This window comes from Microbacterium sp. NPDC055455 (genome assembly GCF_053619935.1).
Genome location: NZ_JBSHLB010000001.1, coordinates 142,737 through 168,856, shown reverse-complemented (window position 1 = coordinate 168,856; position 26,120 = coordinate 142,737). Strand labels below are relative to the sequence as shown.

Below are 26,120 nucleotides of genomic sequence, written 5' to 3'. Positions count from 1 at the left end.
CATGGGTGATCTGTTCGACGGCTACGGCTCCACGCTGGCGCCGCGCAAGACGCCCTCGGGGGTCCCCGCGTTCGACGAGATGTTCGGGAGCCCGGCCCACCCCGGCGCGCCGGCAGAGTCGCGCGAGGCCTACCGGGAGCTGTACCAGGCGCTCGCGCAGATGACGCAGGAGGAGCTGCGCGGGCGCACCGATTCGCTGGCGAGCTCGTATCTCGCGCAGGGTGTGACGTTCGACTTCGCGGGGGAGGAGCGGCCGTTCCCGCTGGACGCCGTCCCGCGGGTCATCACGTACGACGAGTGGTCGCGCATCGAGGCGGGCGTCAAACAGCGCGTGCGCGCCCTGGAGGCGTTCCTCGACGACGCCTACGGGCACCAGCACTGCGTGCGCGACGAGGTGCTGCCGGCCGGTCTGATCGCGTCGTCGCAGTACTTCTACCGCCAGGCGGCCGGCATCCACTCCGCGAACGGCGTGCGCATCCAGGTGTCGGGCATCGACCTCATCCGCGACGAGCACGGCGAGATGCGCGTGCTCGAAGACAACGTTCGCGTGCCGTCGGGCGTGAGCTACGTCATCTCCAACCGCCGCGTCATGGCTCAGACGCTGCCGGAGCTCTTCGTCTCGATGCGGGTGCGTCCGGTCGGCGACTACCCCAACAAGCTGCTCGCCGCACTGCGCGCCTCGGCGCCGGCGGGCATCGAGGACCCGAACGTCGTGGTGCTGACCCCCGGGGTCTACAACTCCGCGTACTTCGAGCACACGCTGCTCGCGCGTCTGATGGGCGTCGAGCTCGTCGAGGGGCGCGACCTGCTGTGCATCGGCGGCAAGGTGTTCATGCGCACCACGCGCGGACCCAAGCGCGTGGACGTCATCTACCGCCGCGTCGACGACGACTTCCTCGATCCGCTGCAGTTCCGCGCCGACTCGATGCTGGGCGCGCCGGGCCTCATGCTCGCCGCGCGCCTGGGGAACGTCACCATCGCCAACGCCGTCGGCAACGGCGTCGCCGACGACAAGCTGCTGTACACGTACGTGCCCGACCTCATCCGCTACTACCTCGCCGAGGAGCCCATCCTCAAGAACGTCGACACGTGGCGCCTGGAAGACCCGAACGCGCTCGAGGAGGTGCTCGACCGGCTCGACGAGCTCGTGGTGAAGCCCGTGGACGGCTCGGGCGGCAAGGGCCTGGTGGTGGGGCCGGATGCCTCGCCGGCAGAGCTCGAGCGGCTCCGGCAGCGCCTGCTCGCCGACCCCCGGGGCTGGATCGCGCAGCCCGTCGTCATGCTCTCCACCATCCCGACGCTCGTCGAGGACGGCATGCGCCCGCGCCATGCGGACCTCCGGCCGTTCGCGGTCAACGACGGCGAGGACGTGTGGGTGCTGCCGGGCGGGCTCACCCGCGTGGCGCTCCCGGAAGGGCAGCTCGTGGTGAACTCCAGCCAGGGCGGCGGCTCGAAGGACACCTGGATCGTCGGAGGCTCCGCGCCCACGGGCGGCGAGTACGGCCCGGGCAAGGTGCCTGAGCTGGTCGCCGACCAGGCCACCGTGACCGCGGCCATCCCGATCATCTACGACCCGCAGACCGAGCCCGCGCACTCGCCGCGCGATCCCGTGCGCGGCAACCGCGAGCAGCAGGAGCAGCAACAGCAGACAGGGGGTGATGGCGGATGCTGAGCCGCATCGCAGAGTCGCTGTTCTGGATCGGGCGGTACATCGAGAGGTCCGACGGCACCGCGCGCATCCTCGACGTGCACCTGCAGCTCCTCCTCGAGGACCCGTGGATCGACGAGGACATCGCGTGCCGGTCGCTGCTGAGCGTCATGGGCTCGCTCCCGCCCGAGGGCGTCGACCTGGTGCGCCGCGAGGACGTGCTGGCGCGTCTCGCCGTCGACCGCATGAACCCGTCGAGCATCGCCTACGCGCTCACCGCCTCCCGCGAGAACGCCCGACGGGCGCGTGAGATCGTCTCGACGGAGCTGTGGGAGACGCTGAACACCACGAACGCACGGATGCCGCGGCGCCTGCAGAACGACCGCGTGCACGAGTTCTTCCAGTGGGTCCGGGAGCGCGCGGCACTCGCGATCGGCATCGTGGACTCGTCCACCAGCCGCGACGAGGCCTGGCAGTTCTTCACCCTCGGCCGCAGCATCGAGCGCACCGACATGACGGCGCGGCTGCTGGCGACGCGGTCGCTGACCGAGGCATCCGGCCCGTCGTGGACCACGATCCTGCGCTCGTGCGGCGCGTACGAGGCGTACCTGCGCACGTATCGCGGCATGCCGAGCGCGCGCAACGCTGCCGAGTTCCTGCTGCTGGACCGCCTCTTCCCGCGCTCGATCATCTACTCGATCCAGCGGGCCGAGGAGTGCATGAGCGCCATCGATCCGCGCGCGGACCGCGTCGGGCATTCCAACACCGTCCTGCGGGCGCTCGGTCAGATCCGCAACGACCTCGAGTACCGCCCGATCTCCGAGATCCTCGGCGAGCTGCCCGCCCACATGGACCGCGTGCAGAAGGTCACGCGCGAGGCATCCGAGGCCATCCGCGGCCGGTTCTTCCCGACGCAGGCCGAGCCCAGCTGGATCGGAGAGATCTCATGATGGTTCGTCAGGCTCACCAACCGGGGGCACACGCCCGCACGCGGGGGTGTCAGTCATGAAGCGACTGCGCATCGAGCACCAGACGGGCTTCAGCTACCACGGAGACGTGAGCGCGTCCTACAACGAGGCGCGCATGCTGCCCGGCTCCACCGACAGCCAGTTCGTGCTGAACTCGTCGCTCGACATCGAGCCGTCGACCTCCGTCAACCAGTACGTCGACTACTTCGGCACGCGGGTGGCAGCGTTCGACGTGCTGTCGCCCCACGCGTCGCTCACCATCACGGCGCGCTCGCTGGTCGAGGTGCGTCCGCGACCGCTCGAGCACATCGACGTGACGTGGGACGGCCTCGCCCGCGAGTCGGGCCGTTCCATCGGGACGGTCGAGCAGCTGTCGCAGACGGGGCGCACGCGTCCGCACGCAGAGGTCGCCGATCTCGCGCGGTCGATCGCCGCCCAGCATGACCACCCGGGGCGGGCTGCGCACGCGATCGCGGTCGCCATCGGCGACGCCGTGGAGTACATGCACGGGATCACCGGGGTGCACTCCACGGCGAGCGAGGCGTGGGAGGCGCGCAAGGGCGTCTGCCAGGACATCGCGCACGTCACGCTCGGCGCGCTGCGCGAGGTCGGCATCCCCGCCCGCTACGTGTCGGGCTACCTGCACCCGCGCCCGTCGGCCGAGGTAGGCGTAGCCGTGACCGGCGAGTCGCACGCCTGGGTCGAGTGGTTCGCCGGCGAGTGGCAGGGCTTCGATCCCACGAACAACATCGAGATCGGCGACCGCCACGTGCTCGTCGGGCGCGGCCGGGACTACGGCGACGTGCCGCCGCTGCGCGGGGTGTACGCCGGCCCGTTCAAGTCGAGCCTGCACGTGAAGGTGACGATCACCCGCGAGGTGTAGCGAGGGTCAGGCCGGGGGCGCGTCGGGGTCGAGGGTCTTGAGGGTGTCCTCCTCGACGGGATTGTCGGCCTCGAGCTGGTCCTCCGTCGTCTCATCACCGCCGGCCGGATCGTCCTGCTCGACCGGCTGATTCTCCGCGCGCTTCTCTGCCATGCCGACCACGGTAGGCCTGCCCGGGTCGCTCCGGATAGGGATTGACACGCGGATGCCGCGCCCCGTCGGGGCTTCGTGCCGGAGTCCGGGCGAGCGCATGCTGGATCACGGACCGCCGCGTCGTCGCTTCGTGGTGTGCGGCGTCGGCTAGGTTTGCCGCAGGAGTGTGGGAAAGGGTGCAATGGCGGATCCGGGCCCAGCGCGTCGGACGACGATCGACGACGTCGCCGCGGCCGCCGGCGTCTCGCGGGCCGCCGTCTCCAAGGTGCTGCGCAACGCCTACGGCGTCAGCGACGCGATGCGCACCCGGGTCACGGCTGCGATGGCGGAGCTCCACTACCGACCCCGCATCGCCGCACGATCCATGCGCGGCCGCAGCTACACGATCGGCGTCGAGCTTCCGGACATCTCCAACCAGTTCTTCTCGCGCGTCATCCGCGGCGCGATGCAGGAGCTCGAAGGCACGCCCTACCAGCTGATCATCGCCCCCGCCGAGGTCGGCTCGCGAGAGGGTCTTCGCGCGACCGAGGCTCTCGTGGACAGGCAAGTCGACGGGGTGATCGTCGTGTCGGCCCGCGTGCGGCGACCCGACCTGGAGCGGATCGGGCGCTCGGCCCCGCTGGTGATGTTCGGCCGGTTCGACATCACCGATGTGTACGACAGCGTCGCGGGAGACGACGTCGCCGGCGCCCGGGCGGCGCTGGAGCATCTGCGCGTCCTCGGCCACGAGCGCATCGCCCACCTCACACTGCTGGAGGCAACGTCGTCCGACAACCTGCCCCACAGCGTCCGGCTGCAGGAGTATCTGCGGTCGATGGCCGCCACGGGGATCGATGCGGCGGAGCTCCTCTGGCGGACCGATGAGGGCCAGGAGGCCGCGTACGACGTCGTCCGCGAGATGCTGGCCCGGGGGACCGACGCGACAGCCGTCTTCGCCGGCCACGACGAGCTGGCGATCGGGGCACTCCGTGCCGTCGCCGACGCGGGCGCGGACATCTCCGTTGTCGGCTACGACGACGTGCCGATCGCGGCGCACCCGGCGTTGCGGCTGACGACGGTGCACCAGCCCGGCGAGGCGATGGGCGCGCGAGCCGTGCAGCTGCTGCTCGAACGCGTCGGCGGGCGCACCGAACCGGTGCACGGGACGTTCCCCGCCGAGCTCGTGGTCCGCGGGTCCACGCGGCCGCACCGCCCGTAGGCGGGCCTTCGGTGGCCGTCGCCCGCGTCGCTCGGCGTCAGACGCCGGCGACCACCGCGTTGTCGAGCTCGTCGAGGTCGACGCCCGGGCGCTCTGCCTGGTTCGTCAGCAGCACGAACGCGACGCCCGCCGACGGATGCACCCAGAACTCGGTGCCCGCCCAGCCGCCGTGGCCGAAGACGTCGCGGTCGATGAGGCCGGGCGCGCGGGTGCGCAGGTTCCAGGTGAAGCCCCAGTCCTGGCCGCGCTCGGCGGGATACGGCTCCAGCCGGGGGATGCCGCCGGTGAGCGGACGCAGCATCATGTCGAGCGTCGCCGGCTGCACGATGCCGCCCGTCTCGCCCCGGCGGATGCGCAGGAGGGCCGAGCCGAGCGCCAGCAGGTCCTCGGCCGTCCCGATGAAGCCGGCGCCGGGGTTGCGGTGACGTGCGAACCCGCGCATGTCGAGCCCCAGCCGCGACGCGTCGACCACGGTGTGCGGGTCGGCGGCCGGGTCGAGGGTGAGTCCGTGGGCGCCGATGGTCGCGGCCCACGCCGTGACGTCGGCATCCCACTCCCATCCTGCGGTGCGGCGGACGAGCTCGGCGATGCCGTCGAACGCGACGGTGGAGTAGCGCGAGGCGGTGCCCGCGGCGAAGTCGCGGCCCGGGGCGAGGAGGGCGGCACGCAAGCCCTCAGCGGGGTCGAGGCTGGGCTCGCGGATCCCCGAGGTGTGGCTCACGAGGTGACGCAGGCGCACGACGTCGTCCCGCCCCGCGCCGAACCCGGGAAGGGCGGCGGCCAGCGGCGTCTCGGTGGTGAGGAAGCCGCGCTCGACGGCGCGGGCCGCCGTGAGCCCGGTGAGCACCTTGGTGATCGAGAAGAGCCAGTACGGGTCGCCGGTGCGCGCCGTGCGGCCGTTCGTCGCCCCGAACGCATCGAGCGCGACGACCCCGTCGGCGGTGGCGACACCCAGCACTGCGGACGGCAGGCGGCCTGCCTCGACATGCCGCCGCGCCCAGTCGAACGCGGCGCCGTAGCCGGTCATCGGCGCGGCTCGTAGCGTTCGGGCGAGACGGATGCCGCGACCACCTGCCGCAGGTCCTCCAGCGTCGCGTCGGGACCGAACCACCCGTGGGCGCGGGCCTGCACCAGCACGTTGCCGAGCGCCGTGGCCTCGACGGGACCGGCGAGCACCGGCAGTCCCGACCGATCCGCGGTCGCCTGGCAGAGCAGCCGGTTGAGCGCACCGCCGCCGACGATGTGGATCACGTCGATGTCGCGCCCGGTGAGCCGCGCCGCGGTGGCGACCGCGTCGGCGAACGCCTGGGCGATGCTCTCGACGATCGATCGGGCGAATGCCTCGCGCGTCTCGGGCACCGCAGCGCCCGTCTCGGCGATGACCGCGGCGATCCGGGCCGGCATGTCGCCCGGAGCCGACAGGCGGGGGTCGTTCGCGTCGAACAGCGGGATGTCGCCCGTCACGTCCGCCGCGTCAGCCAGGAGAGCCGGAAGGTCGATCGCGGCGCCGTCCTCGGCCTCCCACGTGCGCACGGCCTCGCTGAGCAGCCACAGCCCGGTGACGTTGTGGAGGAAGCGCACGCGCCCGTCCACGCCGCCCTCGTTGGTGAAGTTCGCCTCGCGTGCGGCGTCGCTCACGACCGGCTCGTCGAGCTCCACGCCGACCAGGCCCCACGTGCCGCACGAGATGTAGGCCGCGTCGGGCGTGCTGAGCGGCACGGCGACCACCGCAGAGGCGGTGTCGTGCGAGCCGACCGCGATGACCTCGAGGGGTGCGCCGACGCGCTGGCGCGCCTCACCGTGGAGGGTGCCCAGCACCGCGCCGGGGTCGACGAGAGGGGGCAGGACGGATGCCGGGATCCCCAGGCGTCCGGCGAGCTCGACGTCCCACCTGCCGGTGCGGACGTCGACCAGCCCGGTGGTCGAGGCGTTCGTGCGCTCGGCCACGCGGGTCCCGGTGAGGAGGAACGCGACGAGGTCCGGGATGAGCAGCGAGGCCTCGGCGTCGGCCAGCGCGGGCTCGACGGCGTACTGGTACAGCGTGTTGAAGGGGAGGAACTGCAGGCCGTTGCGGCGGTAGAGCTCGTCGAACGGCGCCTCGCGGTGGACGAGCTCGACCCCGCGGGCGGTGCGCTCGTCGCGGTAGTGGAACGGCTCGCCGAGCAGCTCCCCGCCGTGCACGAGCCCGTAGTCGACCGCCCACGAGTCGATGCCGATGCTGGCGATGCCCGGCTCGCGCCGGAACGCCTCGGCGAGCCCGTCGAGGATGTGGCGGTACAGCGCCGTGAAGTCCCAGTGCAGCCCGCCGTCGGGGCCGGGCACGGGACCGTTCGGGAAGCGGGCGACCTGCTCGAGGCGCAGCATCCCGTCCTCCACGTGCCCGAGCATGACGCGACCGCTCGTCGCGCCGAGGTCGACGGCCGCGACCACGCCGCCGGTCACCGCGGGCTCCGGCTCGCAGGAACGCCGTCGGCCGTCGAGATCGCCCGTCCTCGGCGAGCGACCACGTCCTCGGCGCCGACAGCGTGGTCGGTCGACGAGATCGCGGCATCTCGGCGCGCCCTCGCGGCGGTCATCGGAGGAACGCCGCGGCCACGCCGGAGTCGACCGGGATGTGCAGACCGGTGGTGCGCGAGAGCTCGGGACCGGTCAGCACGTAGACGGCGTCGGCGACGTTCTCGGGCACGACCTCGCGCTTGAGGATCGTGCGGTTGGCGTAGAACTGGCCGAGGTCCTCTTCCTTCACGCCGTAGGTCGCGGCGCGGTTGGCGCCCCAGCCGGAGGCGAAGATGCCCGAGCCGCGCACGACGCCGTCGGGGTTGATGCCGTTCACGCGCACGCCGTGCTCGCCGAGCTCGACCGCGAGCAGGCGCACCTGGTGGGCCTGGTCGGCCTTGGTCGCGGAGTACGCGATGTTGTTGGGGCCCGCGAAGACGGAGTTCTTCGACGAGATGTAGATCACGTCGCCGCCGAGCTTCTGCTCGATGAGGATCTTCGCCGCCGCCTTCGACACCAGGAACGAGCCCTTGGCCATCACGTCGTGCTGCAGGTCCCAGTCCTTCTCGGTGGTCTCCAGCAGCGGCTTCGACAGCGACAGCCCGGCGTTGTTGACGACGAGGTCGACGCCGCCGAACGCGAGCACGGCGGCATCGAAGGCGGCCTGGATCGCATCGGCGTCGGCGACGTTCGCGGCCACGCCGATGGCGACATCCGCGTTGCCGAGCTCGGCCGCGGCGGCCTGCGCCTTCCCGAGGTCGAGGTCGGCGATCACGACGCACGCGCCCTCGGCGGCGAGGCGGGTCGCGATGGCCTTGCCGATGCCGGATGCCGCGCCCGTGACGAGCGCGATGCGGCCCTGGTGCGTCCTGGGCTTGGGCATCCTCTGCAGCTTCGCCTCTTCGAGCGCCCAGTACTCGATGCGGAACTTCTCGGCGTCCGAGATCGGGGAGTACGTCGACAGTGCCTCGGCGCCGCGCATGACGTTGATGGCGTTGACGTAGAACTCGCCGGCGACGCGGGCGGTCTGCTTGTTGGCGCCGTACGAGAACATGCCGACGCCGGGCACCAGCACGATGAGCGGGTCGGCGCCGCGGATCGCGGGGGACTCGGCGGTGGCGTGTGCGTCGTAGTACGCCTGGTAGTCGGCGCCGTACGCCTCGTGCAGCTCCTGCAGGCGCGCGATGGAGTCCTCCACGCTCGCGTCGGCCGGCAGGTCGAGGATGAGCGGCTTGACCTTGGTGCGCAGGAAGTGGTCGGGGCAGCTGGTGCCGAGCGCCGCCAGCTCGGGCGCGCGCTCGGAGGCGAGGAAGTCCAGCACGACGTCGGAGTCGGTGAAGTGGCCCACCATCGGCTTGTCGGTCGACGCCAGGCCGCGGATGGTCGGCGCCAGCGCGGCGGCCTTGGCGCGGCGCTCGGTCTCGGGGAGTGCCTCGAAGCCCGCGCGAACGCCGCCGAAGGGGTCGGCCTTGCCGTTGCTCGCGATGTAGGCCGCGGCGGTCTCGATGATCCACAGCGAGTTCTGCTCGGCCTCGTCGGACGTGTCGCCCCACGCGGTGATGCCGTGGCCGCCGAGGATCGTGCCGATCGCCTGCGGGTTCTTCGCCTTGATGTCGGCGATGTCCAGGCCCAGCTGGAAGCCCGGGCGACGCCACGGCACCCACACGACCTTGTCGCCGAAGATCTCGGCGGTGAGCTGCTCGCCGTCGGCCGCGGTCGCGATCGCGATGCCGGAGTCGGGGTGCAGGTGGTCCACGTGCGCGGCGTCGACGAGGCCGTGCATGGCGGTGTCGATCGACGGCGCGGCGCCGCCCTTGCCGTGCAGGCAGTAGTCGAACGCGGCGACCATCTCGTCCTCGCGGTCGACACCGGGATAGACGTCGACCAGTGCGCGCATGCGGTCCAGACGCAGCACCGCCAGGCCCGACTCCTTCAACGTGCCGAGGTCGCCGCCGGAGCCCTTGACCCACAGCAGCTCGACGGGCTCACCGGTGACCGGATCGGTCTCGGTGCCCTTGGCCGACGTGTTGCCGCCGGCGTAGTTGGTGTTCTTCGGGTCGGCGCCGAGGCGATTGGACCGGGTGATGAGGTCGGTGACGGCCTGGTTGGTCATGATGCGGTTCCTTCTGCGCGTGCGGTTCGGGGGTTCGTTCGTCGGCTATGCCCGGCTCGGGGCTGATTCGGCGTGCGCCTGCGACGGCTGAACGGAGGGGGTGGAGGCGGGGGCGCCTGCCGGGAGGGCGGCGAGGCGGGCGGCGAAGCGGTCGATCGTGACGGAAGCCGCCGGCTCATGCGGCCGGTTGAGGTGGCCGTGCTCGGTGCCGAGCTCGGTGACGACGTCGACGGGGCGTCCGGCGGCGCGCAGTGACGCGGCGAACGCCTCACCCGACACGCGGAGCTCGTCGACGTCGCCGTTGACCATCAGCGTCGGCGGGAACTGCGCCAGGTCGACGGGTCGGGCGAGGCCGGGGATCGCGCCCAGCGGCGCGCGGTCGACCGGGCCGCCGAGGTAGTTCTCGTACATGCCGAGGACGGCGTCGGGGCGGAACCGGTCGGCGTCCGGACGGGCATCGAGCGCCGCGCGCAGCGCCGCATCCGGCGCGGGCTGCACGGCCAGCAGCGTCGGGTACGCCAGCAGCACCAGGGCGGGCATCGCCTGCGCCCGCCGCTCGATGAGGCGCAGCGTCGCCCCCGCCGCGAGGTTGCCGCCGGCGCTCGTGCCGCCGATCGCGATGCGGTCGCGTGCGATGCGCAGCCGGTCGGCGGTCTGGACGACCCACGACCAGGCCGCGAGCATGTCGTCGGAGCCCGCGGGGTAGTGGTGCCCCGGGCGCGCGGGCTCAGTGGGCTGCCACCCCTCGGGCACCGGAGCCAGTCGGTAGTCCACCGACACCACGGTGGTGCCGCGCGCGGCGAGACTGCGCGCGACCCAGTCGGACTCGGGCATGTCGAGGTCGCCGAAGGCGAATCCGCCGCCGTGCGCCCACACCAGTCCGGAGCCGTTCGGCTCGCGCGCCGGGTATACGCGCACGAGTCCATCGGCGGCGGAGTAGGGCTCGCTCATCTGCATCCTTCGGGATCTGCTCCCGGCGTCTGCGCCGGGATCGGGTGGTGCACCGGGGGCGCGGGGATCGGCATCCCACACCCCCGGTGGGTCTGGTGCGGTCAGGCTCCCCAGCCGGCCTGCGTGCCGCCGACGCGGTCCGCGGCGATCTGCTGCTGGTAGCCGGATGCCGCGTACGCGGCCATCGGGTCGGCGGCGAGCCCGCGCGACTCGCGCCACTGGGCGAGCGCCGGCCGCACGTCGGTGTAGAACGCGTCCATGAACACGGCGTTGGCCGCGAGGACGTCGTTCGCCTGCTGCGCCGCGGCGAGGGCGTCGCGGTCGACGAGGAGGGCGCGCGCCGTCATCTCCTGGACGTTGAGCACCGAGCGGATCTGGCCGGGGATCTTGTCCTCGACGTTGTGGCACTGGTCGAGCATGAAGGCCACGTCGGGGTTGTTCAGGCCGCCGCCGCGCACCACCTCGAAGATGATGCGGAACAGCTGGAACGGGTCGGCGGCGCCCACGATGAGGTCGTCGTCGGCGTAGAAGCGCGAGTTGAAGTCGAACGAGCCCAGCTTGCCGAGGCGCAGCAGCTGCATCACGATGAACTCGATGTTCGTCCCGGGCGCGTGGTGGCCGGTGTCGAGGCAGACCATCGCCTTGTCGCCGAGGCTTGCGACCTGTGCGTACGAGGTGCCCCAGTCCGGAACGTCGGTGTGATAGAACGCCGGCTCGAAGAACTTGTACTCGAGCACCAGGCGCTGCTCGTCCGACAGGCGGTCGTAGATCTGCTGCAGCGAGTCCTGCAGGCGGTCCTGGCGGGCGCGCATGTCACCCTGGCCCGGGTAGTTCGAGCCTTCGGCGAGCCAGATCTTGAGGTCCCGCGACCCCGTCTCGTTCATGATGTCGATGCACTCGAGGTGGTGGTCGATCGCCTTCCGGCGGATGCGGTCGTCGTGGTGCGTGAGCGCCCCGAACTTGTAGTCCTCGTCCTGGAAGGTGTTCGAGTTGATCGTGCCGAGGCTCACGCCGAGGTCCTCGGCGTGGCGGCGCAGGTCTGCATAGTCGTCGACCTTGTCCCACGGGATGTGCAGGGCGACGCTCGGCGCGAGCTTGGTGTAGGCGTTGACCTGGGCGGCGTCGGCGATCTTCTCGTACGGGTCGCGGGGCGTCCCGGGCGTCGTGAACACGCGGAACCGCGTGCCGGAGTTGCCGAACGCCCAGCTGGGCAGCTCGATGGCCTGGCCTTCGAGCGCGGACAGGATGTCAGGTGACAGCGTCGTCGTCATGATGCGGTGCCTTCTTCGTGGGCGGGGTCCGTCTGGAGCCTCTCGCTCGCCGCACCCCGGGCGGCGGTGAGCTGGTCGTGCAGGTTGAAAACCTCGGTGAGGGGCGTCGCCGACTGGTCGGGGCGTCCGTCGAGGCCCGTGAAGAAGCGGCCCATCTCGGCCTCCCACCGCGCGGCCACCTCGGACTGCGCCAGGTAGGCCTGGGCGGCCTCGTCGTCATCGGTCTCGTAGTAGCCGATGAGCCGGCCGCCCTCGCCGAGGAACAGTGAGTAGTTGCGCCGGCCGGCCGCCGCGATCTCCTCGAGCATCTCGGGCCACACCGGCGTGTGCCGGGCGATGTACTCGTCCAGCAGCTCCGGTCGCACCTGCAGCTGGAAGCAGACGCGCTTCGTCGCGGTCGGGCTCGTCATGAGTGTGGGGCTCCTCTGCGGTCGGCCGATCCCCTCGATGGGATCGCCCGCGGTATGAATCGTTTCAACGATAAAGGTCCGAAACGTTTTCCGCAACCGGGAAAGCGCTTCCCGTCGCATGCTACGCGAGGACGCCGGATGTGTCGATAGCGTGGGGAGGGATTCGATGCGAAGGAGCACGAGTGGAGCAACAGGAGCGGGCGCTCGCCGCCTACGTGGATTCGGTACGCGACGAGCCGGGCGTGCTCGGCGTGGTGCTCGTCGGCTCGGTGGCCCGGGGCCGGGAGCGCGAGGACTCGGACGTCGACGTGTACCTGGTGGTGGACGACGAGCGCTTCGCCGCCGAGACCGCGCGCGGCCGGTACGCCTGGGTCGAGCGACGGGATCTGGACTATCCCGGCTCGTACATCGACATCAAGCTCGTCAGCCCGACGTACCTCCAGACGGCCATCGAGCGGGCCGACGACCCCACCCGCGCCTCCTTCGTCGGCGCGCGCGTGGCGTGGAGCGAGCTGGACGGGCTGGCCGACACGGTCGCCCGCATCCCGGTGCTCCCCGACGACGTCTGGGAGGATCGCATCCGCTCCCACGTGGCGCAGGCGCGCCTCTACGGCGGCTACTTCCTGCGCCAGGCGGTCGAGCGTGGCGACGGATTCCTCCGCCGCCACGCCGGACTGCATCTCGCCCTGGCTGCGGCGCGGGCGGCGCTCGCGGCGAACCACGTGATGCTGCCCGGACCGAAGTACGTCTCGAAGCTGATGCTGACCGTCGACACGCCCGACGGCTTCGTCGAGGCGTGGAGCCGTGTCGTGGACGACCCCGACACGGACTCCGGCCGCGAGCTGCTCCGCATCCTCGATGAGTGGCTGGCGGGCGACCTCACCCCCGACGAGACGCTGTCGACCTTCATCCGCGACAACGAACTCGCCTGGCTCCGCGGGACCGTGCCCGCGGAGTTCTGGTGACACCACGCCGCATCACCCCTTGACCGCTCCGCTGGTCAAGCCTGCGACGATCTGCCGGTTGAAGAAGATGTACATGATCAGCGGCGGGATGGTGATGAGCAGGATGTCCATGAACAGCAGGTTCCACTGGCTGAGGTTCTGGCTCTGGAAGTTGTAGAGCGTCAGCTGGACCGTCGCGTTCGCGTCGCCGGGCAGGAAGTACAGCGGCCCGGTGAAGTCGTTGAACACGCGCACCGCCTGCACCACGATGATCGTCACCATGACCGGCTTCAGCAGCGGCATCACAACCGAGAAGAACAGCCGCATGGGTCCTGCGCCGTCGATGATCGCCGCCTCGTCCAGCTCGCGCGGGATCGTCGCGACGAAGGCGCGGAACAGCAGGATGCAGAACGACAGGCCGAAGGCCGCCTCGATGAGGATCATTCCGGGCATGGTCTTGAACAGGCCGATCCCCTGCAGCACCCAGATGGTGGGCACCACGGCGGGCGGGACGATGAGGCCCGCGAACACGAAGAAGTAGACGATGCCGTTCCACCGCGACTTGCGGCGCTGCAGCACGTACCCGACGGCGGCCGAGAAGATCACCATGATCGCCACGCTCACGACGGTCAGCACCGTGCTGTTCCAGAACGCGCGCAGGATGATGTAGTCCCGCGTCTGCAGCACCGTGAGGAAGTTCTCCCACAGGTACCAGCCCTCCTGCGGCAGCGTGAACTCGAAGAGCGACGCCTCCTGGGGGTTCTTCGCCGCGGTCAGGAAGATGAACGCGAACGGCACGATGAAGACGATGATCGACAGGATGATCGCGATGACGCCGACGACGTACTTGCGGAGGAACTTGCGCAGCGTCAGCGGGCGGCGGTCCTCGCGGGGCAGTCGGCGCGCAGAGCGCGAGTCCGCGGTCGTGATGGTGCGCGTGACGGTCATGATTCCACCTGCCGACGGTTGATGGCCCAGAAGATCGGCACGACGATGGCCGTGACGATGACGAAGAGCACCACGTTGCCCGCCGTCGACAGGCCGTAGAAGCCCGCCTGGTACTGCTTGTAGATGACCGACGCGATGACGTCGCTCGAGAACCCGGGACCGCCCCTGGTCATCGCCCAGATGAGCTCGAACGAGCGGAGCCCGCCGATGAGGGACAGCAGCACGACGGTGCCGGTCGCCGGGGTGACGAGGGGGAGGGTGATGTTGCGGAACACCTTCCAGGCGCCGGCGCCGTCCACGCGGGCGGCCTCGAAGTACTCCTGCGGGATCGCGACGATGCCCGCGATGTAGATGAGGGTGGCGATGCCGACGCCCTGCCAGACATCCACCAGCGCGACGGAGTAGAGGGCGAGGGACGGGTCGGTGAGCCAGGCGGGACCCTGGATGCCGAAGATCGCGAGGGTCTCGTTGATGAGCCCGTCGAACGGGTCCATGAGCACCTTGAACGTGATGCCGACGCCGATCGTCGAGACCAGCACGGGGAAGAAGATCGTCGCCCGGAGGTAGCCGCGCCCGAGGATCGAGCCGGTCAGCAGCAGGGCCAGTGCGAGCCCGAGGACCACCTTGAGCCCGGACGTGATGAAGCCGTAGATGAACGTGTTGATGAGGCTCTGGTAGAGCATCGGCTCCGTGAAGAACGTCACGAAGTTGTCGAACCCGATGAACTCGACGTCGAACAGCGACCAGCGGGTGAGGCTGAAGTAGAAGGACGCGAACGTCGGGACGGCGAACAGGACGATGAAGAGGATCCCGGCCGGCACGTAGAACCAGAGCGGGTACATGCTCCCGATCGTCCGCCGTCTGCGTGGCGGGGGAGCGGCGGTCTGCGGTGGGGCGGGTGCGAGCGTCGTCATGTCATCTCCATTGATGTGGGGAGGGGGCCGCGCCGCGGACGACGCGACCCCCGAATCGGATGCTGTTCAGATCCGCTGCCGGCTCACCAGCCTTCGAGGCCGAGCTGCTGCGCCTGCTTGACGACATCCTCGTCGTACAGGGCGGCGCCGTCCTCGGCCGTGCTGATGCCCGAGCCCACCTGGACCGTGATGTTCTCGAGGTTCGGTCCCTTGATGGGCGACAGGAACTCCAGCGCCGGGTTGGTGTTGCCCTCGTCGAAGTAGACCTGCATGTCCTTCAGCAGCCCGGGCACGTCGCCGGGAAGCTCGCAGGCGTTCGCGTACGGCCCGCTGGGCACCATCGCGGTGTTCTGCACCTCGCAGCCGGCCTCGGTCTGGGTGAACGCGACGAACTTCTTCGCCGCCTCGAGCTTGTCGCCCTCGGTCGTCTTCGGGATGTAGATCGCGTTCGGCAGCCACACCGTGAGCTTGGTGTCGGCCGCGTCCTGGGCGGGCAGCGGGAAGACGCCGACGTCCTCGAGCTCGTCGGGGTTGTTCTGCGAGATCGTCGAGACGATGCCGGTGAGGATCGGGTAGTGCGCGCCCTCGCCGGTGGCGACCATGCGGGCGCCGTCGTCGAACAATGCCGACCCGAAGTCCTCGTTCCACCATCCGGCGTCGAAGCCGGCCTGCTGGTTCGCGAAGCCCTGGATGCCCGGCTCGTCGACGTACTTGCGGTTGCCCGCGGTGTACTCCTCGGCCCAGTCGGGGTCCTGTGCGAGGACGTTGCCGAAGTCGCCGAGCACGAAGAGCTGGCTCGTCCAGGTGTCGCCGTAGGTCTGGATGACGGGGGCGATGCCGGCCGCCTTGATCGCCTCGTTGTTCGCGGCGAACTCGTCCCACGTCGTGGGCACCTCGAGGCCGAGGTCGGCGTAGATCGCCTTGTTGTAGACCACGGCGCCGGCCTGGGTGGCGCCCCACGGCGCGCCGTAGACGCCGTTGTCGGTGGAGACCACGGCGGTCATCGTGTCGATGAGGTCGCCGGTCCAGTCCTGGTCGTCGAGCGGCACGAGGTTCTGGTCGGGGTTGAGCGCCTGGAACAGCGAGCCCGAGTTGTAGTGGAAGACGTCCTCCATCTCGCCGGTGGCGAGCTTCGTCTTCATCAGGTTGTCGCCCTCGGTGCCCGCCGGCTGCGTCTCGAGGCGCACCGAGATGTCGGGGTTCTCCTCCTCGAACGCCTCGATGAGCGCCTCGGCCGCGGCGACGTTCGCCTCGGCGTTCTGCGTCAGGTACGTGATCTCGACCGTGCCGTCCTCGGATCCGCCGCCACCGGCGCTGCACGCCGCCAACGGAACGGCCAGTGCCACGATGCCCGCGCCTGCGACGAGCACTCTCCTGGTCGGGGAGCTCTTCATCTTTACCTCCTTGTAAAGCCGAGCGGATGATCCGCCCACGCTGCCGGATTCCCTGGTGCTTCGTCGGATGGAGTCCCATGCCATCCGACATTGAAACCATTCAACTCTCGTAAGCTACGGCCCATCCGCGCCGGGGTCAACAGCGGGTTTGAAACGTTCAGTCACGATCGTGTAACGGTCTACACTTTGGTTGACATCCAACCCTGAATCGTTTCACGATGGTCCCGCGGGCCGCGACGCTGCCGCCCGCCGAAAGGATCCGGCCATGACGGCTCTTCCCCCCGCCGACGCGCTCGACGCTGCGACCCGCGTGGTCGGCCTCCGCACCCAGCACGGTGACGCCCTGCTCGGGGTTCCTCGCCGCGGCCTGCGCCTCAGCTGGCGCGCCGAGACCGACGACCCCCGCGCCCGCATCGTCGGATATCAGCTCTCGCAGGGCCGGGAGGGTGCCGCGCTCGCCGCCGCGGAGCCGGTGGCCGATGCGCGGACCGTGGGCGTGCACGTGGCCGGCGAACTCGCGCCCGGGGAGCGCGCGGCCTTCGCGGTGCGCCTGGCGACCACCAACGGCTGGTCCGACTGGAGCGAGCCGCTCGTCGTCGAGGCGGGCGTGGACGGCCCCGATCTGGAGGCATCCGTCATCGGCGCCGACGGCCCGGCGGACGGCCCCGTCCCGCTGCTGCGCACGGAGTTCGCGCTCGAGCGCGTCCCGTCGGCGGCGCGGCTGCGCCTGAGCGCCCTCGGCCTCGTCGACGCCTGGATCAACGGCGTGCGCGCGACCGACGCCCACCTCACGCCGGGGTGGACGTCCTACCAGGAGCGCATCCTCGTCGACACGCTCGATGTCACCGGGCTGCTGCACGAGGGCGTCAACGTGATCGTTCTCGCCGTCGCCGACGGCTGGTACCGCGGCAGCTTCGGCTTCGCGCGGCGGCAGGCGATCTACGGCGACCGCACCGGCGCGCTCGCCCAGCTCGAGGCCGACGGTGCGATCGTCGCGAAGACGGATGCCTCGTGGCGGGCCGGGTTCGGCGCGTTGCGCAGCGCGAGCATCTACGACGGCACCGTGACCGACCTGCGCCGCCACGACCCCCGCATGCACGAGCCGGGCTACCGGGGCGACGGCTGGGTGGCGGCATCCGTCGTCGAGATCGACCCCGGCCGGTTCGAGCCTCGCTCGGCGCCGCCCGTGCGCACCGTCGCCGAGCTGCCGATGTCGGTCGCCGGGCACGACGGCCGCGCGCGGCTGGACGGCGGGCAGAACATCTCCGGCTGGGTCCGGCTGGTGGTGCGCGGCCGCGCCGGCGACGTCGTGACCGTGCGTCACGCCGAGGTGCTCGAGCCTTCGGGGGACCTGCACCTGAAGGCGCTGCGGTCGGCCAAGGCCACCGACGTCTACACGCTCGACCGCGACGGCGAGCAGGTGCTCGAGCCGGCGTTCACGTTCCATGGGTTCCGCTACGCCGACGTCGAGGGCGCGGAGGTCGTCTCGGCGACCGCCGTCGCGATCTCGAGCGACCTCGCCGTGCGCAGCTCGTTCCAGTCCTCGCACGAGGCCCTCGACCGGTTCCACTCGAACGTGTACTGGTCGCAGCGGGACAACTTCGTCTCGGTGCCCACCGACTGCCCGCAGCGCGACGAGCGGCTCGGCTGGACCGGGGACGCCCAGGCGTTCGCGGCGACGGCGAGCACGCTGCTGGACACCCAGGCGTTCTGGCTCTCGTGGCTGCGCGACCTCGAGATCGATCAGACCGACGACGGTGGCGTGCCCGCCGTCGTCCCCGACATCATCCGCCCGCAGGACATGCTGATGGGCGGCGTGCAGACGCCCAACATGGGACGGGCCGGATGGGCGGATGCCGCCACCATCGTGCCGTTCGCGGTGTACGAGTCGTACGGCTCGACCGAGGTGCTCGAGCGTCAGCGCGACAGCATGCGCCGATGGGTCGAGCACCTGCGCCGGCGGGCCGGCGACGACGTCGTGCTGGCGCCCGGCGACTTCCAGTTCGGCGACTGGCTCGATCCGGACGCGCCCGGGGACCGGCCGTGGGAGGCGAAGGTGTCGAGCGACTTCGTCTCGAATGCGTTCTACGCCCGCTCCGCCCGCCTGCTCGCGCGCGCCGAGCGGATCCTCGGCGACGAGGACGGTGCCGCCCGGTACGACGAGCTGGCCGACCGCGTCGCCGCGGCGACGTTCGAGCGCTGGGGCGAGGACGCCGTCCTCACCCAGAGCGGGGCCGCCATCGCCCTCGAGTTCGGCCTCGCGCCGGCCGCGCGTCGCACCGAGATCGCGGCGGGGCTCGCCGAGAACGTCCGCCGCGAGCACGGCCGCATCGCGACCGGCTTCCTCGGGACGCCGCTGGTGCTGTTCGCGCTCTCGCACAGCGGGCACCTCGACGAGGCGTACACCATGGTCCTCCGCCGCGAGGCGCCGTCGTGGCTCTACCAGGTCGATCGCGGAGCGACGACGGTGTGGGAGCGGTGGGATGCGATCCTGCCCGACGGCAGCATCCACTCGGGGGCGATGGACGCCCTGCCCACCGAGGACGCGTCGGAGGCGGACACCGGCATGCTCTCGTTCAACCACTACGCGTACGGCGCGATGATCGACTGGGTGTACCGCACGGTCGCCGGCCTCGCGCCCGACGCCGACGACCCGGGCTACCGCACCGTGCATGTCGCGCCGCGGCCGGCCGACGGGCTCGACCGGGCTGCGGCGTCGATCGAGACGCCGCAGGGGCGCCTCGCCATCCGATGGCGCGTCGAGGGCGACGTCTTCGAGGCGACCCTCGAGGTGCCGTTCGGCTCCCGCGCCCTGCTGGACCTTCCGGTCACGGCCGCGTCGACCGCGACGGTGGACGACGCCCCGGCGCCGGCCGAGCTCGGCCACGGCATCCACCGCATCCGCGTCACGGCCCCGGCGATCGCGCATCCGGTCGCCGTCGTGCCCGCCTGACACCCCCCACACCGACCCCGCCCCACTGCCGACAACCCCGAGGAGTGCCATGAGCAGCCCCGTTCCCCACATCGTCATCGACGCGCCGTACCGCAGCGACGTCGTCGCGTCGCCCGCGCCCGAGATCGGCTGGCGCACCGACACCGACGCCCCAGGCTGGCTCCAGGCGTCGGCCGACGTCGAGATCACCCGCGGTGCCGAGGCGTCGCAGCACCGCATCGAGGGACGTATGTCCACGCGCGTGGCGTGGCCGTTCGCCCCGCTCGCGCCGCGCGAGGAGGCGACGCTCCGCGTGCGGGTCACCGGCGAGGACGGCGTGACGGGCCCGTGGAGCGCGCCGCGGCGCGTGTTCGCCGGCTTCCTCGGCGAGGGCGAGTGGCAGGCGACGGCGATCGGGCTGGCCTCCCCGTCGCAGACGGCGCAGCCGGTCTGCCTGCGCGCCGAGTTCGACGTCACCGGACCCGTCGCCCGCGCGACCCTGTACGCGACGGCCGTCGGGGTGTACCAGGTGGCGATCGACGGGACCGACGTCGACGACCAGGTGATGAAGCCCGGCTGGACGCCGTACCAGCACCGCACCATCCACGAGACGACCGACGTCACGGCGCTCCTCGCCGAGGGGCGCAACGCCATCGGTGTGCGGCTCGCGGGCGCGTGGGCGACCGAGCGCTACGGCTTCCGCGAGAACGCCCGGCCGCTCTACGCCGAGCAGCCCCGCTTCGCCGGTCAGCTGCTCATCGAGTACGCGGACGGGTCGTCCGAGTGGGTGAGGACGGATGCCTCGTGGCAGGCGTCGACAGGGCCCATCACGGCGAGCGGCCTGTATGCCGGGGAGGACCACGACGCACGCCGCGCGCTCGTCGACGCCGACGGCCGCGGCTTCGCGCAGGCCGGCTACGACGCGTCCGCGTGGAGTCCGGCCGCAGAGCTCGAGGCGATCCGCACGCCGGAGGCGCGGGTGTCGCCGTTCGTGCGCCGGCTCGACGAGCTGACGGTGCAGGAGGTGATCACGACGCCCAGCGGCAGGACGGTGCTGGACTTCGGGCAGAACCTCGTCGGGCGCCTCCGCATCCGGGTCGAGGGACCGGCGGGCACCGAGATCACGCTGCGCCACGCCGAAGTGCTCGAGCACGGCGAGCTGGGCACGCGCCCGCTGCGCGCGGCGGCGGCCACCGACCACTACACGCTGGCAGGCTCCGGCGTGGAGGAGTGGGAGCCCGAGTTCACCTTCCACGGGTTCCGCTACGCCGAGGTCGACGGCTGGCCGGGCGACTTCGACCCGTCCGCGGTGACGGCCGTGGTGATCCACAGCGACATGGAGCGCACCGGCTGGTTCGAGGCATCCCACCCCCTCGTCAACCAGCTCCACGAGAACATCGTCTGGGGCCTGCGCGGCAACTTCCTGTACCTGCCGACCGACTGCCCGCAGCGCGACGAGCGCCTGGGCTGGACGGGCGACATCCAGGTGTTCGCCCCGACCGCGTCGTTCCTCTACGACGTGCGCGGCTTCCTCGACTCGTGGCTGCGCGACCTCGCGCTGGAGCAGGTCGACGGCGTCGTGCCGTTCGTCGTGCCCAACGCGCTCGGCGCCGCGCGTCCCGCCGCCGCGTGGGGGGATGCCGCCACCATCGTGCCGTGGGTGCTCCACGAGCGCTACGCCGATGTCGCGACCGTCGAGCGCCAGTACTCCAGCATGAAGGGCTGGGCGGACGTGCTCATCGAGCTCGCCGGGCCCCGGCGCCTGTGGGAGGGGATGTTCCAGTTCGGCGACTGGCTCGACCCCGATGCTCCGCCGCACCTGCCCGCCAACGCCAAGACCGACGCCGACATCGTCGCCTCGGCCTACCTCTTCCGGTCCGCGGACGCCGTCGCCCGCGCGGCGGCACTGCTCGGGAGGGATGAGGAGGCGCGTGACTACGCCCGGGTCGCCGAGGAGGTGCGCGCGGCGTTCCTCGCCGAGTACGTGACGCCGGCCGGACGCATGATGTCGGACGCCCAGACCGCGTACGCGATGGCGATCGTCTTCGAGATCGCCCCGCCCGAGCAGCACGCGCAGCTGGGCGAGCGGCTCGCCGAGCTCACGCGGCTCTCGGGCTACCGCATCGGCACCGGGTTCGTCGGCACGCCCATCATCCAGGACGCGCTCACCCGCACCGGCCACCTCGAGACGGCGCGACGCCTGCTGGTGCAGACCGAGAACCCCTCGTGGCTGTACCCGGTGACGATGGGCGCCACGACGATCTGGGAGCGCTGGGACTCGATGCTGCCGGACGGCTCCATCAACCCGGGCGAGATGACGTCGTTCAACCACTACGCGCTCGGCGCGATCGGCGACTGGCTGCACCGGGTGGTCGCAGGGCTCGCGCCGGACGCGCCCGGCTATGCGCGGATCCGCATCGAGCCGCAGCCGCTCGCGGAGTTCGACCACGCCTGGGCCGAGCACCTCTCGCCGTACGGGACCGCGCGGGCCGGCTGGACGCGTGGGGACGGCGTCCTGCGCGTCGAGGCTGTCGTGCCGCCGAACACGACGGCCGTGGTCGTCCTGCCCGACGGCCGGCGGCTGGAGGTGGGTGCGGGCACCCACGAGTGGGAGATGACGGATGCCGCGCCCGCCGCGCCGGCATCCCGCATCGGTCTGGACTCGACGCTCGCCGCCGTCATCGACGACCTCGAGGCGTACGAGGCGGTCGGCCGCGTGCTGGAGGCGGTGGACCCCGAGAAGGCGCACGCGTTCCGGACCCACACGCGGTGGTCCTCGCGGCGGGAGCTCGGAGAGGCGCTGTTCATGCACGCCGGTCCCGAGACGCAGCAGGAGATCGCCGAGCGCCTCGCCGCGCTGTCGGCTCAGCGCGAGAAGGCGCACGCGGATGCCTGACCCCGCGTCTGCCCGGGGGAGCCGTCCGGCGCCGCGCACGGCGTCGCGGCGGCCCCTCGGGCGCCACCGCGCGCCGGTGCCCTACACTCGCGGACAGCAAGAGGAAGCACTGGGGGATCCATGGTGGTGAGCGTGCGCGATGTCGCGGCTGCGGCATCCGTCTCCGTCGGAACGGTCTCGAATGTGCTCAACCGTCCCGAGAAGGTCTCGCCGTCGACCGTCGAGCGGGTGACGCAGGCGATCGAGGAACTGGGCTTCGTGCGCAACGACGCCGCACGCCAGCTGCGGGCGGGACGCAGCCGCAGCATCGCGCTCATCGTGCTCGATGCGGGCAACCCGTTCTTCGCCGAGGTGGCCCGCGGCGCCGAGGACCGCGCGGCGGAGTCCGGCATGAGCGTGCTGCTGGGCAACAGCGACGAGCGCCCCGACCGCGAGGACGCCTATCTCGAGCTGTTTCGCGAGCAGCGGGTCAACGGCGTGCTCCTGACGCCGGTGCACGGTGACCTCGACCGCCTCGACCGGCTCCGCAGCGGCGGCGTCCCCGTCGTGCTCGTCGACCACGAGGATGCCGAGCGCGGGTTCGCCTCGGTGTCGGTGGACGACGTCGAGGGGGGCTACCTCGCCGTCTCGCACCTGCTGTCGACCGGACGGCGACGCGTCGCGTACATCGCCGGTCCCCTCACCATCCGTCAGGTCGCCGACCGCCTCGAGGGCGCCCGCCGGGCCATCGCCGAGGTCGAGGGCGCGACGCTGGAAGTGGTCGAGATGTCGGCGCTGACCGTCCTGCAGGGACGCGAGGCGGGCGAGCTGCTCCGCGCGCGGCCGCCCGAGGAGCGGCCGGACGCCGTCTTCACCGCGAACGACCTGCTCGCCGTCGGCGCGCTGCAGGCCTTCTCGCTGATGTCCGACCTCCAGGTGCCGCGCGACATCGCCCTCATCGGCTACGACGACATCGACTTCGCCTCGGCCACGGTCGTGCCGTTGAGCTCGGTGCGCCAGCCCGCCCACCTGATCGGCTACACCGCGGTGGACCTGCTCCTGAAGGAGCAGGAGGATGCCGGCGGCGCGCACGAGCGCACGGTGCGCTTCCAGCCCGAGCTCGTGGTCCGGGAGTCGACGGTGGGCTAGGTTCGCCTCGTCATCCCGCCGTCGGGCGGGTGACCTCCTCGAGCAGCTCGAGCACGTGCCGGTAGTCCGCTCCGGTCGCGCGCGTGAGGCCCAGCTCGCACGTGCGGTTGCACGACGCGTGCGCGTCCGCGTCCAGCGCGCGCACCTCGGCGGCCTCGGCGGCGGTGGCCGACGCGGTGAGCTCGGGATGCAGCATCCCGCGGTCGCCGGCGAAGCCGCAGCAGCCCCATGCGTCGGGGACGACGACCTCGGCGGCCACGGCCTCCGCCACCCGGCGCAGCGCCGGGTCGAGGCCGAGCTGCGCCGAGGAGCAGGTCGGATGAAGCGCCAGCGTCCCGACCCGCGGCGTCACCGGGCCCAGGCGCGGGAGCAGCACCCGCTCGGTGAACGACACGGCGTCCTCCACGACGCCCGCGACGCCCGCGTCTGCGAGCAGGTGCACGAAGCCCTCGGTGCAGCTGGAGGCATCCGTCACGATCGTCAGCTCGCCGTCCCGGGAGGTCGCAGCGAGCTCCGTCACCACGCGCTCGGCGATCATCGCGCGACCGCCGGCGTAGCCCTTCGAGGTCCACGGGGTGCTGCAGCACAGCGCGTCGACGCGGTCGGGCACCACCAGCCGCACGCCGGCGCGTTCCGCGAGGCGACGGAAGGCCTCGGTCACGCCGATGCCGTCCCCGGCCGGCCCGAACATGGTGTTGACGCAGGCCGGGAGGAAGACCGCGACCGGGGCCGCGTCCGGCGCGCCGATCGAGGACCCGAGCCGGGAGCGGGGCGAGCCGCCCGGCGGCAGGTCGTCGGTGTACCGCGGAACGGCGTCGGCGCCGAGCACAGCGCGCGCGACGTCGGTGGCCGCGGTGACCAGTCCGCCGGGGAGCCTGTCCGCGAGGGTCAGGCCCGCGCTCGCGGCCCGCGTGGCTGCGCCCCAGGAGCGGGCGGCGCCCGACCATGCCGTGCTCGCGACGCGCCCGGCGTTCTCCCGCCGCAGCCGCTTGACGAGCGATCCCGTGTTGATGAGCACGGGGCACGCAGTCTGGCACATGCCGTCCACCGCGCAGGTGTCGACCCCCGCGTAGTCGTAGTCGCGTTCCAGCTCCCGCACGAGGGCGTCGTCGCCGGATGCCTCGGCTCGGGCGATCGCCCGCCGCGTGACGATCCGCTGGCGCGGGGTGAGCGTCAGGTCCTTGCTCGGACACACCGGCTCGCAGTAGCCGCACTCGACGCAGCGATCGGCCTCGGGCTCGATCGGATCGGCCAGCTTGATGTTCTTCAGGTGCGCGTCGGGGTCGTCGTCGATGATGACACCCGGGTTGAGGATGCCGGCCGGGTCGCACAGCCGCTTCAGCTCGCGCATGACCTCGTACAGCTCGTCGCCGTACTGCCGCCGCACGTACGGCGCCATCACGCGCCCGGTGCCGTGCTCTGCCTTGAGGTTGCCGCCCGCCTCGAGCACGAGGTCGACCATGTCCTCGGTGAAGGCGGTGTAACGCGACAGCTGCTCGGACGACTCGAAGCGGTCGGTGAGGAGGAAGTGGATGTTGCCGTCCTTCGCGTGCCCGAAGATGACGCTGTCGCGGTAGTCGTAGCGGTCGAAGAGCGTCTGCAGGCTCTCGCATGCGGCGGCGAGGCGCTCGACGGGCACCACCACGTCCTCCAGGAGTGCCGTGGTCCCGCTCGGGCGGGCGCCCGCCACCGACGCGTACAGCCCCTTCCGGAGCTTCCACGCGGCCGCGCGCTCCGCGGCGTCGGACGAGAAGGCGACCGCGGCCTCGAGCGGCTGCGCCGCGAGCGCCCGCCCGCCGCGGGCGACGAGGTCGGCGAGCTCCTCGCCGTCATCCGCCTGATACTCGATCAGCAGTGCGGCCTGGTCGCGGACGGAGAGTCCCTGGATCTGCCGGGGGGCACCCGCGAGCGACTGGCCGACGCGCAGGGAGGTGGCATCCATCAGCTCGAGGGTCACGGCCCCGGTGGCGACGAGGTCGGGGAGGGCGCGCGTGGCCGCGTCGAGATCGGGGAACACGGTCAGGGCCGTCGCGATCTGCGGGCGCAGCGGCACCGTGCGGTACGTCGCCTCGGCGACGAACGCGAGCGTCCCCTCGCTGCCCACGACGAGGTGGGCGAGCAGCTGCGCGGGGGTCTCGAAGTCGAGGAAGGCGTTGACGCCGTATCCCATCGTGTTCTTCATCGCGAACTGCCTGCGGATGATCTCGACCGAGCGCGGGTTCGACACCACGCGCTCCCGCAGCCGGAGCAGCCCGTCGACGAGCGCGGGCTCCGCCGCGCGCAGCGCGGTGTCGGCGTCGGGGGCGGCGGAGTCGACCACCGTTCCCGAAGGCAGGACGAAGACGAGGGACTCGAGCGTGCGGTAGGTGTTCTCGGTGATGCCGCACGCCATGCCGCTGGAGTTGTTGTTGACCACCCCGCCGATCGTGCACGCCAGCTCGCTGGCCGGGTCGGGCCCGAGCCGGTGGCCGTGGCGCGCGAGGCGCGCGTTGACCTGGCGCACCGTGGCGCCCGGCTGCACCCGCACGCGCCGGCCGTCGTCGAGCACGTCGATCCGCCGGAAGCGCTGCCGCACGTCGACGAGGAGCCCGTCCGTCGAGGCCTGCCCCGAGAGGCTGGTGCCGCCGGAACGGAAGGTCAGCCGCGAGCCGCTCGCGCTCGCCGCGCGCATGACGGCGCCGACCTCGGCGGCGTCGGCGGCGATGAGGACGGCCTGCGGCGTGAGGAGGAAGTGCGAGGCGTCGCTCGCGTAGGCGACGCGGTCGATGGCGCGCCGGCGGATGCGCGAGGCATCCGTCACGGCGCGTCTGACGGCGTCGGGCACATGGGCGCGCGGAAGCGTCGACGGGGCCGCCGTCCTTGCCATGGGAACT

At 71.7% G+C, this 26,120-nt stretch carries 19 protein-coding genes; 8 read left to right on the top strand and 11 right to left on the bottom strand.

Features of this window, described 5'->3' with window-relative positions; all coding sequences use genetic code 11:
- Position 1: 1 nt before the first annotated feature.
- The 3 genes from ACWGUG_RS00640 to ACWGUG_RS00630 are packed head-to-tail and all read left to right on the top strand — an operon-like array spanning position 2 to position 3,499.
- A complete protein-coding gene (locus ACWGUG_RS00640) occupies positions 2 to 1,672 on the top strand; it encodes a circularly permuted type 2 ATP-grasp protein (protein WP_336394458.1) in 1,671 nt (556 codons plus the stop codon).
- Positions 1,666 to 2,598: an alpha-E domain-containing protein gene (locus ACWGUG_RS00635; protein WP_336394459.1), complete on the top strand. Its 933-nt coding sequence runs from the start codon at positions 1,666 to 1,668 to the stop codon at positions 2,596 to 2,598. The genes ACWGUG_RS00640 and ACWGUG_RS00635 overlap by 7 nt, the downstream gene beginning before the upstream one ends.
- A gap of 55 nt (positions 2,599 to 2,653) precedes the next feature.
- Positions 2,654 to 3,499 (top strand): transglutaminase family protein, encoded by an 846-nt coding sequence (locus tag ACWGUG_RS00630; protein ID WP_336394460.1) that lies wholly within the window; start codon positions 2,654 to 2,656, stop codon positions 3,497 to 3,499.
- A 6-nt stretch (positions 3,500 to 3,505) separates the two neighbouring features.
- Here the strand turns inward: ACWGUG_RS00630 and ACWGUG_RS00625 are convergent, their stop codons facing one another.
- The gene (locus tag ACWGUG_RS00625) at positions 3,506 to 3,652 is read right to left on the bottom strand and encodes a hypothetical protein (protein WP_452323508.1); all 147 of its coding nucleotides are present in this window, start codon (positions 3,650 to 3,652) and stop codon (positions 3,506 to 3,508) included.
- Between the two features lie 181 nt (positions 3,653 to 3,833).
- Here ACWGUG_RS00625 and ACWGUG_RS00620 point away from each other — a divergent pair, with 181 nt between their 5' ends.
- Complete coding sequence (locus ACWGUG_RS00620; protein ID WP_452323507.1) at positions 3,834 to 4,850, top strand: LacI family DNA-binding transcriptional regulator; 1,017 nt, start codon at positions 3,834 to 3,836, stop codon at positions 4,848 to 4,850.
- A gap of 37 nt (positions 4,851 to 4,887) precedes the next feature.
- On the opposite strand, the gene ACWGUG_RS00615 is transcribed toward ACWGUG_RS00620, so the two are convergent.
- From ACWGUG_RS00615 to ACWGUG_RS00590, 6 genes are all read right to left on the bottom strand, one after another.
- Entirely contained in the window at positions 4,888 to 5,877 is a 990-nt protein-coding gene (locus ACWGUG_RS00615; protein ID WP_452323506.1) for a serine hydrolase domain-containing protein, read from the bottom strand.
- Positions 5,874 to 7,238, bottom strand: coding sequence for a rhamnulokinase (locus ACWGUG_RS00610; protein ID WP_452324176.1), 1,365 nt, complete (start codon positions 7,236 to 7,238; stop codon positions 5,874 to 5,876). The genes ACWGUG_RS00615 and ACWGUG_RS00610 overlap by 4 nt, the downstream gene beginning before the upstream one ends.
- A gap of 184 nt (positions 7,239 to 7,422) precedes the next feature.
- Positions 7,423 to 9,459 (bottom strand): bifunctional aldolase/short-chain dehydrogenase, encoded by a 2,037-nt coding sequence (locus ACWGUG_RS00605; RefSeq protein WP_452323505.1) that lies wholly within the window; start codon positions 9,457 to 9,459, stop codon positions 7,423 to 7,425.
- Between the two features lie 45 nt (positions 9,460 to 9,504).
- The gene (locus ACWGUG_RS00600) at positions 9,505 to 10,410 is read right to left on the bottom strand and encodes an alpha/beta hydrolase fold domain-containing protein (protein ID WP_452323504.1); all 906 of its coding nucleotides are present in this window, start codon (positions 10,408 to 10,410) and stop codon (positions 9,505 to 9,507) included.
- 101 nt (positions 10,411 to 10,511) lie between these two features.
- On the bottom strand, positions 10,512 to 11,681 hold the full coding sequence (gene rhaI / locus ACWGUG_RS00595) for an L-rhamnose isomerase (protein WP_452323503.1): 1,170 nt from the start codon (positions 11,679 to 11,681) through the stop codon (positions 10,512 to 10,514).
- A complete protein-coding gene (locus tag ACWGUG_RS00590; protein WP_336394468.1) occupies positions 11,678 to 12,091 on the bottom strand; it encodes an L-rhamnose mutarotase in 414 nt (137 codons plus the stop codon). Before ACWGUG_RS00590 ends, rhaI begins: the two co-directional genes overlap by 4 nt.
- A gap of 182 nt (positions 12,092 to 12,273) precedes the next feature.
- Here ACWGUG_RS00590 and ACWGUG_RS00585 point away from each other — a divergent pair, with 182 nt between their 5' ends.
- Positions 12,274 to 13,056 (top strand): nucleotidyltransferase domain-containing protein, encoded by a 783-nt coding sequence (locus ACWGUG_RS00585; protein ID WP_452323502.1) that lies wholly within the window; start codon positions 12,274 to 12,276, stop codon positions 13,054 to 13,056.
- 12 nt (positions 13,057 to 13,068) lie between these two features.
- Here ACWGUG_RS00585 and ACWGUG_RS00580 read toward each other — a convergent pair whose 3' ends face one another.
- The 3 genes from ACWGUG_RS00580 to ACWGUG_RS00570 all read right to left on the bottom strand — a co-directional run bounded on the left by ACWGUG_RS00580 (position 13,069) and on the right by ACWGUG_RS00570 (position 16,291).
- Positions 13,069 to 13,983, bottom strand: a complete 915-nt coding sequence (locus ACWGUG_RS00580; protein WP_336394470.1) for a carbohydrate ABC transporter permease — start codon at positions 13,981 to 13,983, stop codon at positions 13,069 to 13,071.
- Entirely contained in the window at positions 13,980 to 14,897 is a 918-nt protein-coding gene (locus tag ACWGUG_RS00575) for a carbohydrate ABC transporter permease (protein ID WP_336394471.1), read from the bottom strand. The genes ACWGUG_RS00580 and ACWGUG_RS00575 overlap by 4 nt, the downstream gene beginning before the upstream one ends.
- Before the next feature lie 83 nt (positions 14,898 to 14,980).
- Complete coding sequence (locus ACWGUG_RS00570; RefSeq protein WP_336394472.1) at positions 14,981 to 16,291, bottom strand: ABC transporter substrate-binding protein; 1,311 nt, start codon at positions 16,289 to 16,291, stop codon at positions 14,981 to 14,983.
- Positions 16,292 to 16,556: 265 nt separating this feature from the next.
- Between ACWGUG_RS00570 and ACWGUG_RS00565 the strand changes: the two genes are divergently transcribed.
- The 3 genes from ACWGUG_RS00565 to ACWGUG_RS00555 all read left to right on the top strand — a co-directional run bounded on the left by ACWGUG_RS00565 (position 16,557) and on the right by ACWGUG_RS00555 (position 23,247).
- Positions 16,557 to 19,244 (top strand): family 78 glycoside hydrolase catalytic domain, encoded by a 2,688-nt coding sequence (locus ACWGUG_RS00565; RefSeq protein ID WP_452323501.1) that lies wholly within the window; start codon positions 16,557 to 16,559, stop codon positions 19,242 to 19,244.
- 49 nt (positions 19,245 to 19,293) lie between these two features.
- Positions 19,294 to 22,119: a family 78 glycoside hydrolase catalytic domain gene (locus ACWGUG_RS00560; protein ID WP_452323500.1), complete on the top strand. Its 2,826-nt coding sequence runs from the start codon at positions 19,294 to 19,296 to the stop codon at positions 22,117 to 22,119.
- 120 nt (positions 22,120 to 22,239) lie between these two features.
- On the top strand, positions 22,240 to 23,247 hold the full coding sequence (locus ACWGUG_RS00555) for a LacI family DNA-binding transcriptional regulator (RefSeq protein ID WP_452323499.1): 1,008 nt from the start codon (positions 22,240 to 22,242) through the stop codon (positions 23,245 to 23,247).
- Positions 23,248 to 23,257: 10 nt separating this feature from the next.
- On the opposite strand, the gene ACWGUG_RS00550 is transcribed toward ACWGUG_RS00555, so the two are convergent.
- Positions 23,258 to 26,113 carry an FAD-binding and (Fe-S)-binding domain-containing protein gene (locus ACWGUG_RS00550; protein WP_452323498.1) on the bottom strand — a complete coding sequence of 952 codons (2,856 nt, stop codon included), beginning with the start codon at positions 26,111 to 26,113 and terminating at the stop codon, positions 23,258 to 23,260.
- Positions 26,114 to 26,120: the final 7 nt, after the last annotated feature.

What these genes read in the sequence shown, in the direction of transcription:
- ACWGUG_RS00630 (WP_336394460.1), top strand. Translation starts at nt 2,654, where the DNA reads ATGAAGCGACTGCGCATCGAGCACCAGACGGGCTTCAGCTACCACGGA.
- ACWGUG_RS00635 (WP_336394459.1), top strand. Translation starts at nt 1,666, where the DNA reads ATGCTGAGCCGCATCGCAGAGTCGCTGTTCTGGATCGGGCGGTACATC.
- ACWGUG_RS00560 (WP_452323500.1), top strand. Translation starts at nt 19,294, where the DNA reads ATGAGCAGCCCCGTTCCCCACATCGTCATCGACGCGCCGTACCGCAGC.
- ACWGUG_RS00565 (WP_452323501.1), top strand. Translation starts at nt 16,557, where the DNA reads ATGACGGCTCTTCCCCCCGCCGACGCGCTCGACGCTGCGACCCGCGTG.
- ACWGUG_RS00555 (WP_452323499.1), top strand. Translation starts at nt 22,240, where the DNA reads ATGGTGGTGAGCGTGCGCGATGTCGCGGCTGCGGCATCCGTCTCCGTC.
- ACWGUG_RS00575 (WP_336394471.1), bottom strand. Translation starts at nt 14,897, where the DNA reads ATGACGACGCTCGCACCCGCCCCACCGCAGACCGCCGCTCCCCCGCCA.
- rhaI (WP_452323503.1), bottom strand. Translation starts at nt 11,681, where the DNA reads ATGACGACGACGCTGTCACCTGACATCCTGTCCGCGCTCGAAGGCCAG.
- ACWGUG_RS00620 (WP_452323507.1), top strand. Translation starts at nt 3,834, where the DNA reads ATGGCGGATCCGGGCCCAGCGCGTCGGACGACGATCGACGACGTCGCC.
- ACWGUG_RS00605 (WP_452323505.1), bottom strand. Translation starts at nt 9,459, where the DNA reads ATGACCAACCAGGCCGTCACCGACCTCATCACCCGGTCCAATCGCCTC.
- ACWGUG_RS00610 (WP_452324176.1), bottom strand. Translation starts at nt 7,238, where the DNA reads ATGCTCGGGCACGTGGAGGACGGGATGCTGCGCCTCGAGCAGGTCGCC.
- ACWGUG_RS00640 (WP_336394458.1), top strand. Translation starts at nt 2, where the DNA reads ATGGGTGATCTGTTCGACGGCTACGGCTCCACGCTGGCGCCGCGCAAG.
- ACWGUG_RS00600 (WP_452323504.1), bottom strand. Translation starts at nt 10,410, where the DNA reads ATGAGCGAGCCCTACTCCGCCGCCGATGGACTCGTGCGCGTATACCCG.
- ACWGUG_RS00570 (WP_336394472.1), bottom strand. Translation starts at nt 16,291, where the DNA reads ATGAAGAGCTCCCCGACCAGGAGAGTGCTCGTCGCAGGCGCGGGCATC.
- ACWGUG_RS00615 (WP_452323506.1), bottom strand. Translation starts at nt 5,877, where the DNA reads ATGACCGGCTACGGCGCCGCGTTCGACTGGGCGCGGCGGCATGTCGAG.
- ACWGUG_RS00580 (WP_336394470.1), bottom strand. Translation starts at nt 13,983, where the DNA reads ATGACCGTCACGCGCACCATCACGACCGCGGACTCGCGCTCTGCGCGC.
- ACWGUG_RS00590 (WP_336394468.1), bottom strand. Translation starts at nt 12,091, where the DNA reads ATGACGAGCCCGACCGCGACGAAGCGCGTCTGCTTCCAGCTGCAGGTG.
- ACWGUG_RS00550 (WP_452323498.1), bottom strand. Translation starts at nt 26,113, where the DNA reads ATGGCAAGGACGGCGGCCCCGTCGACGCTTCCGCGCGCCCATGTGCCC.
- ACWGUG_RS00625 (WP_452323508.1), bottom strand. Translation starts at nt 3,652, where the DNA reads ATGGCAGAGAAGCGCGCGGAGAATCAGCCGGTCGAGCAGGACGATCCG.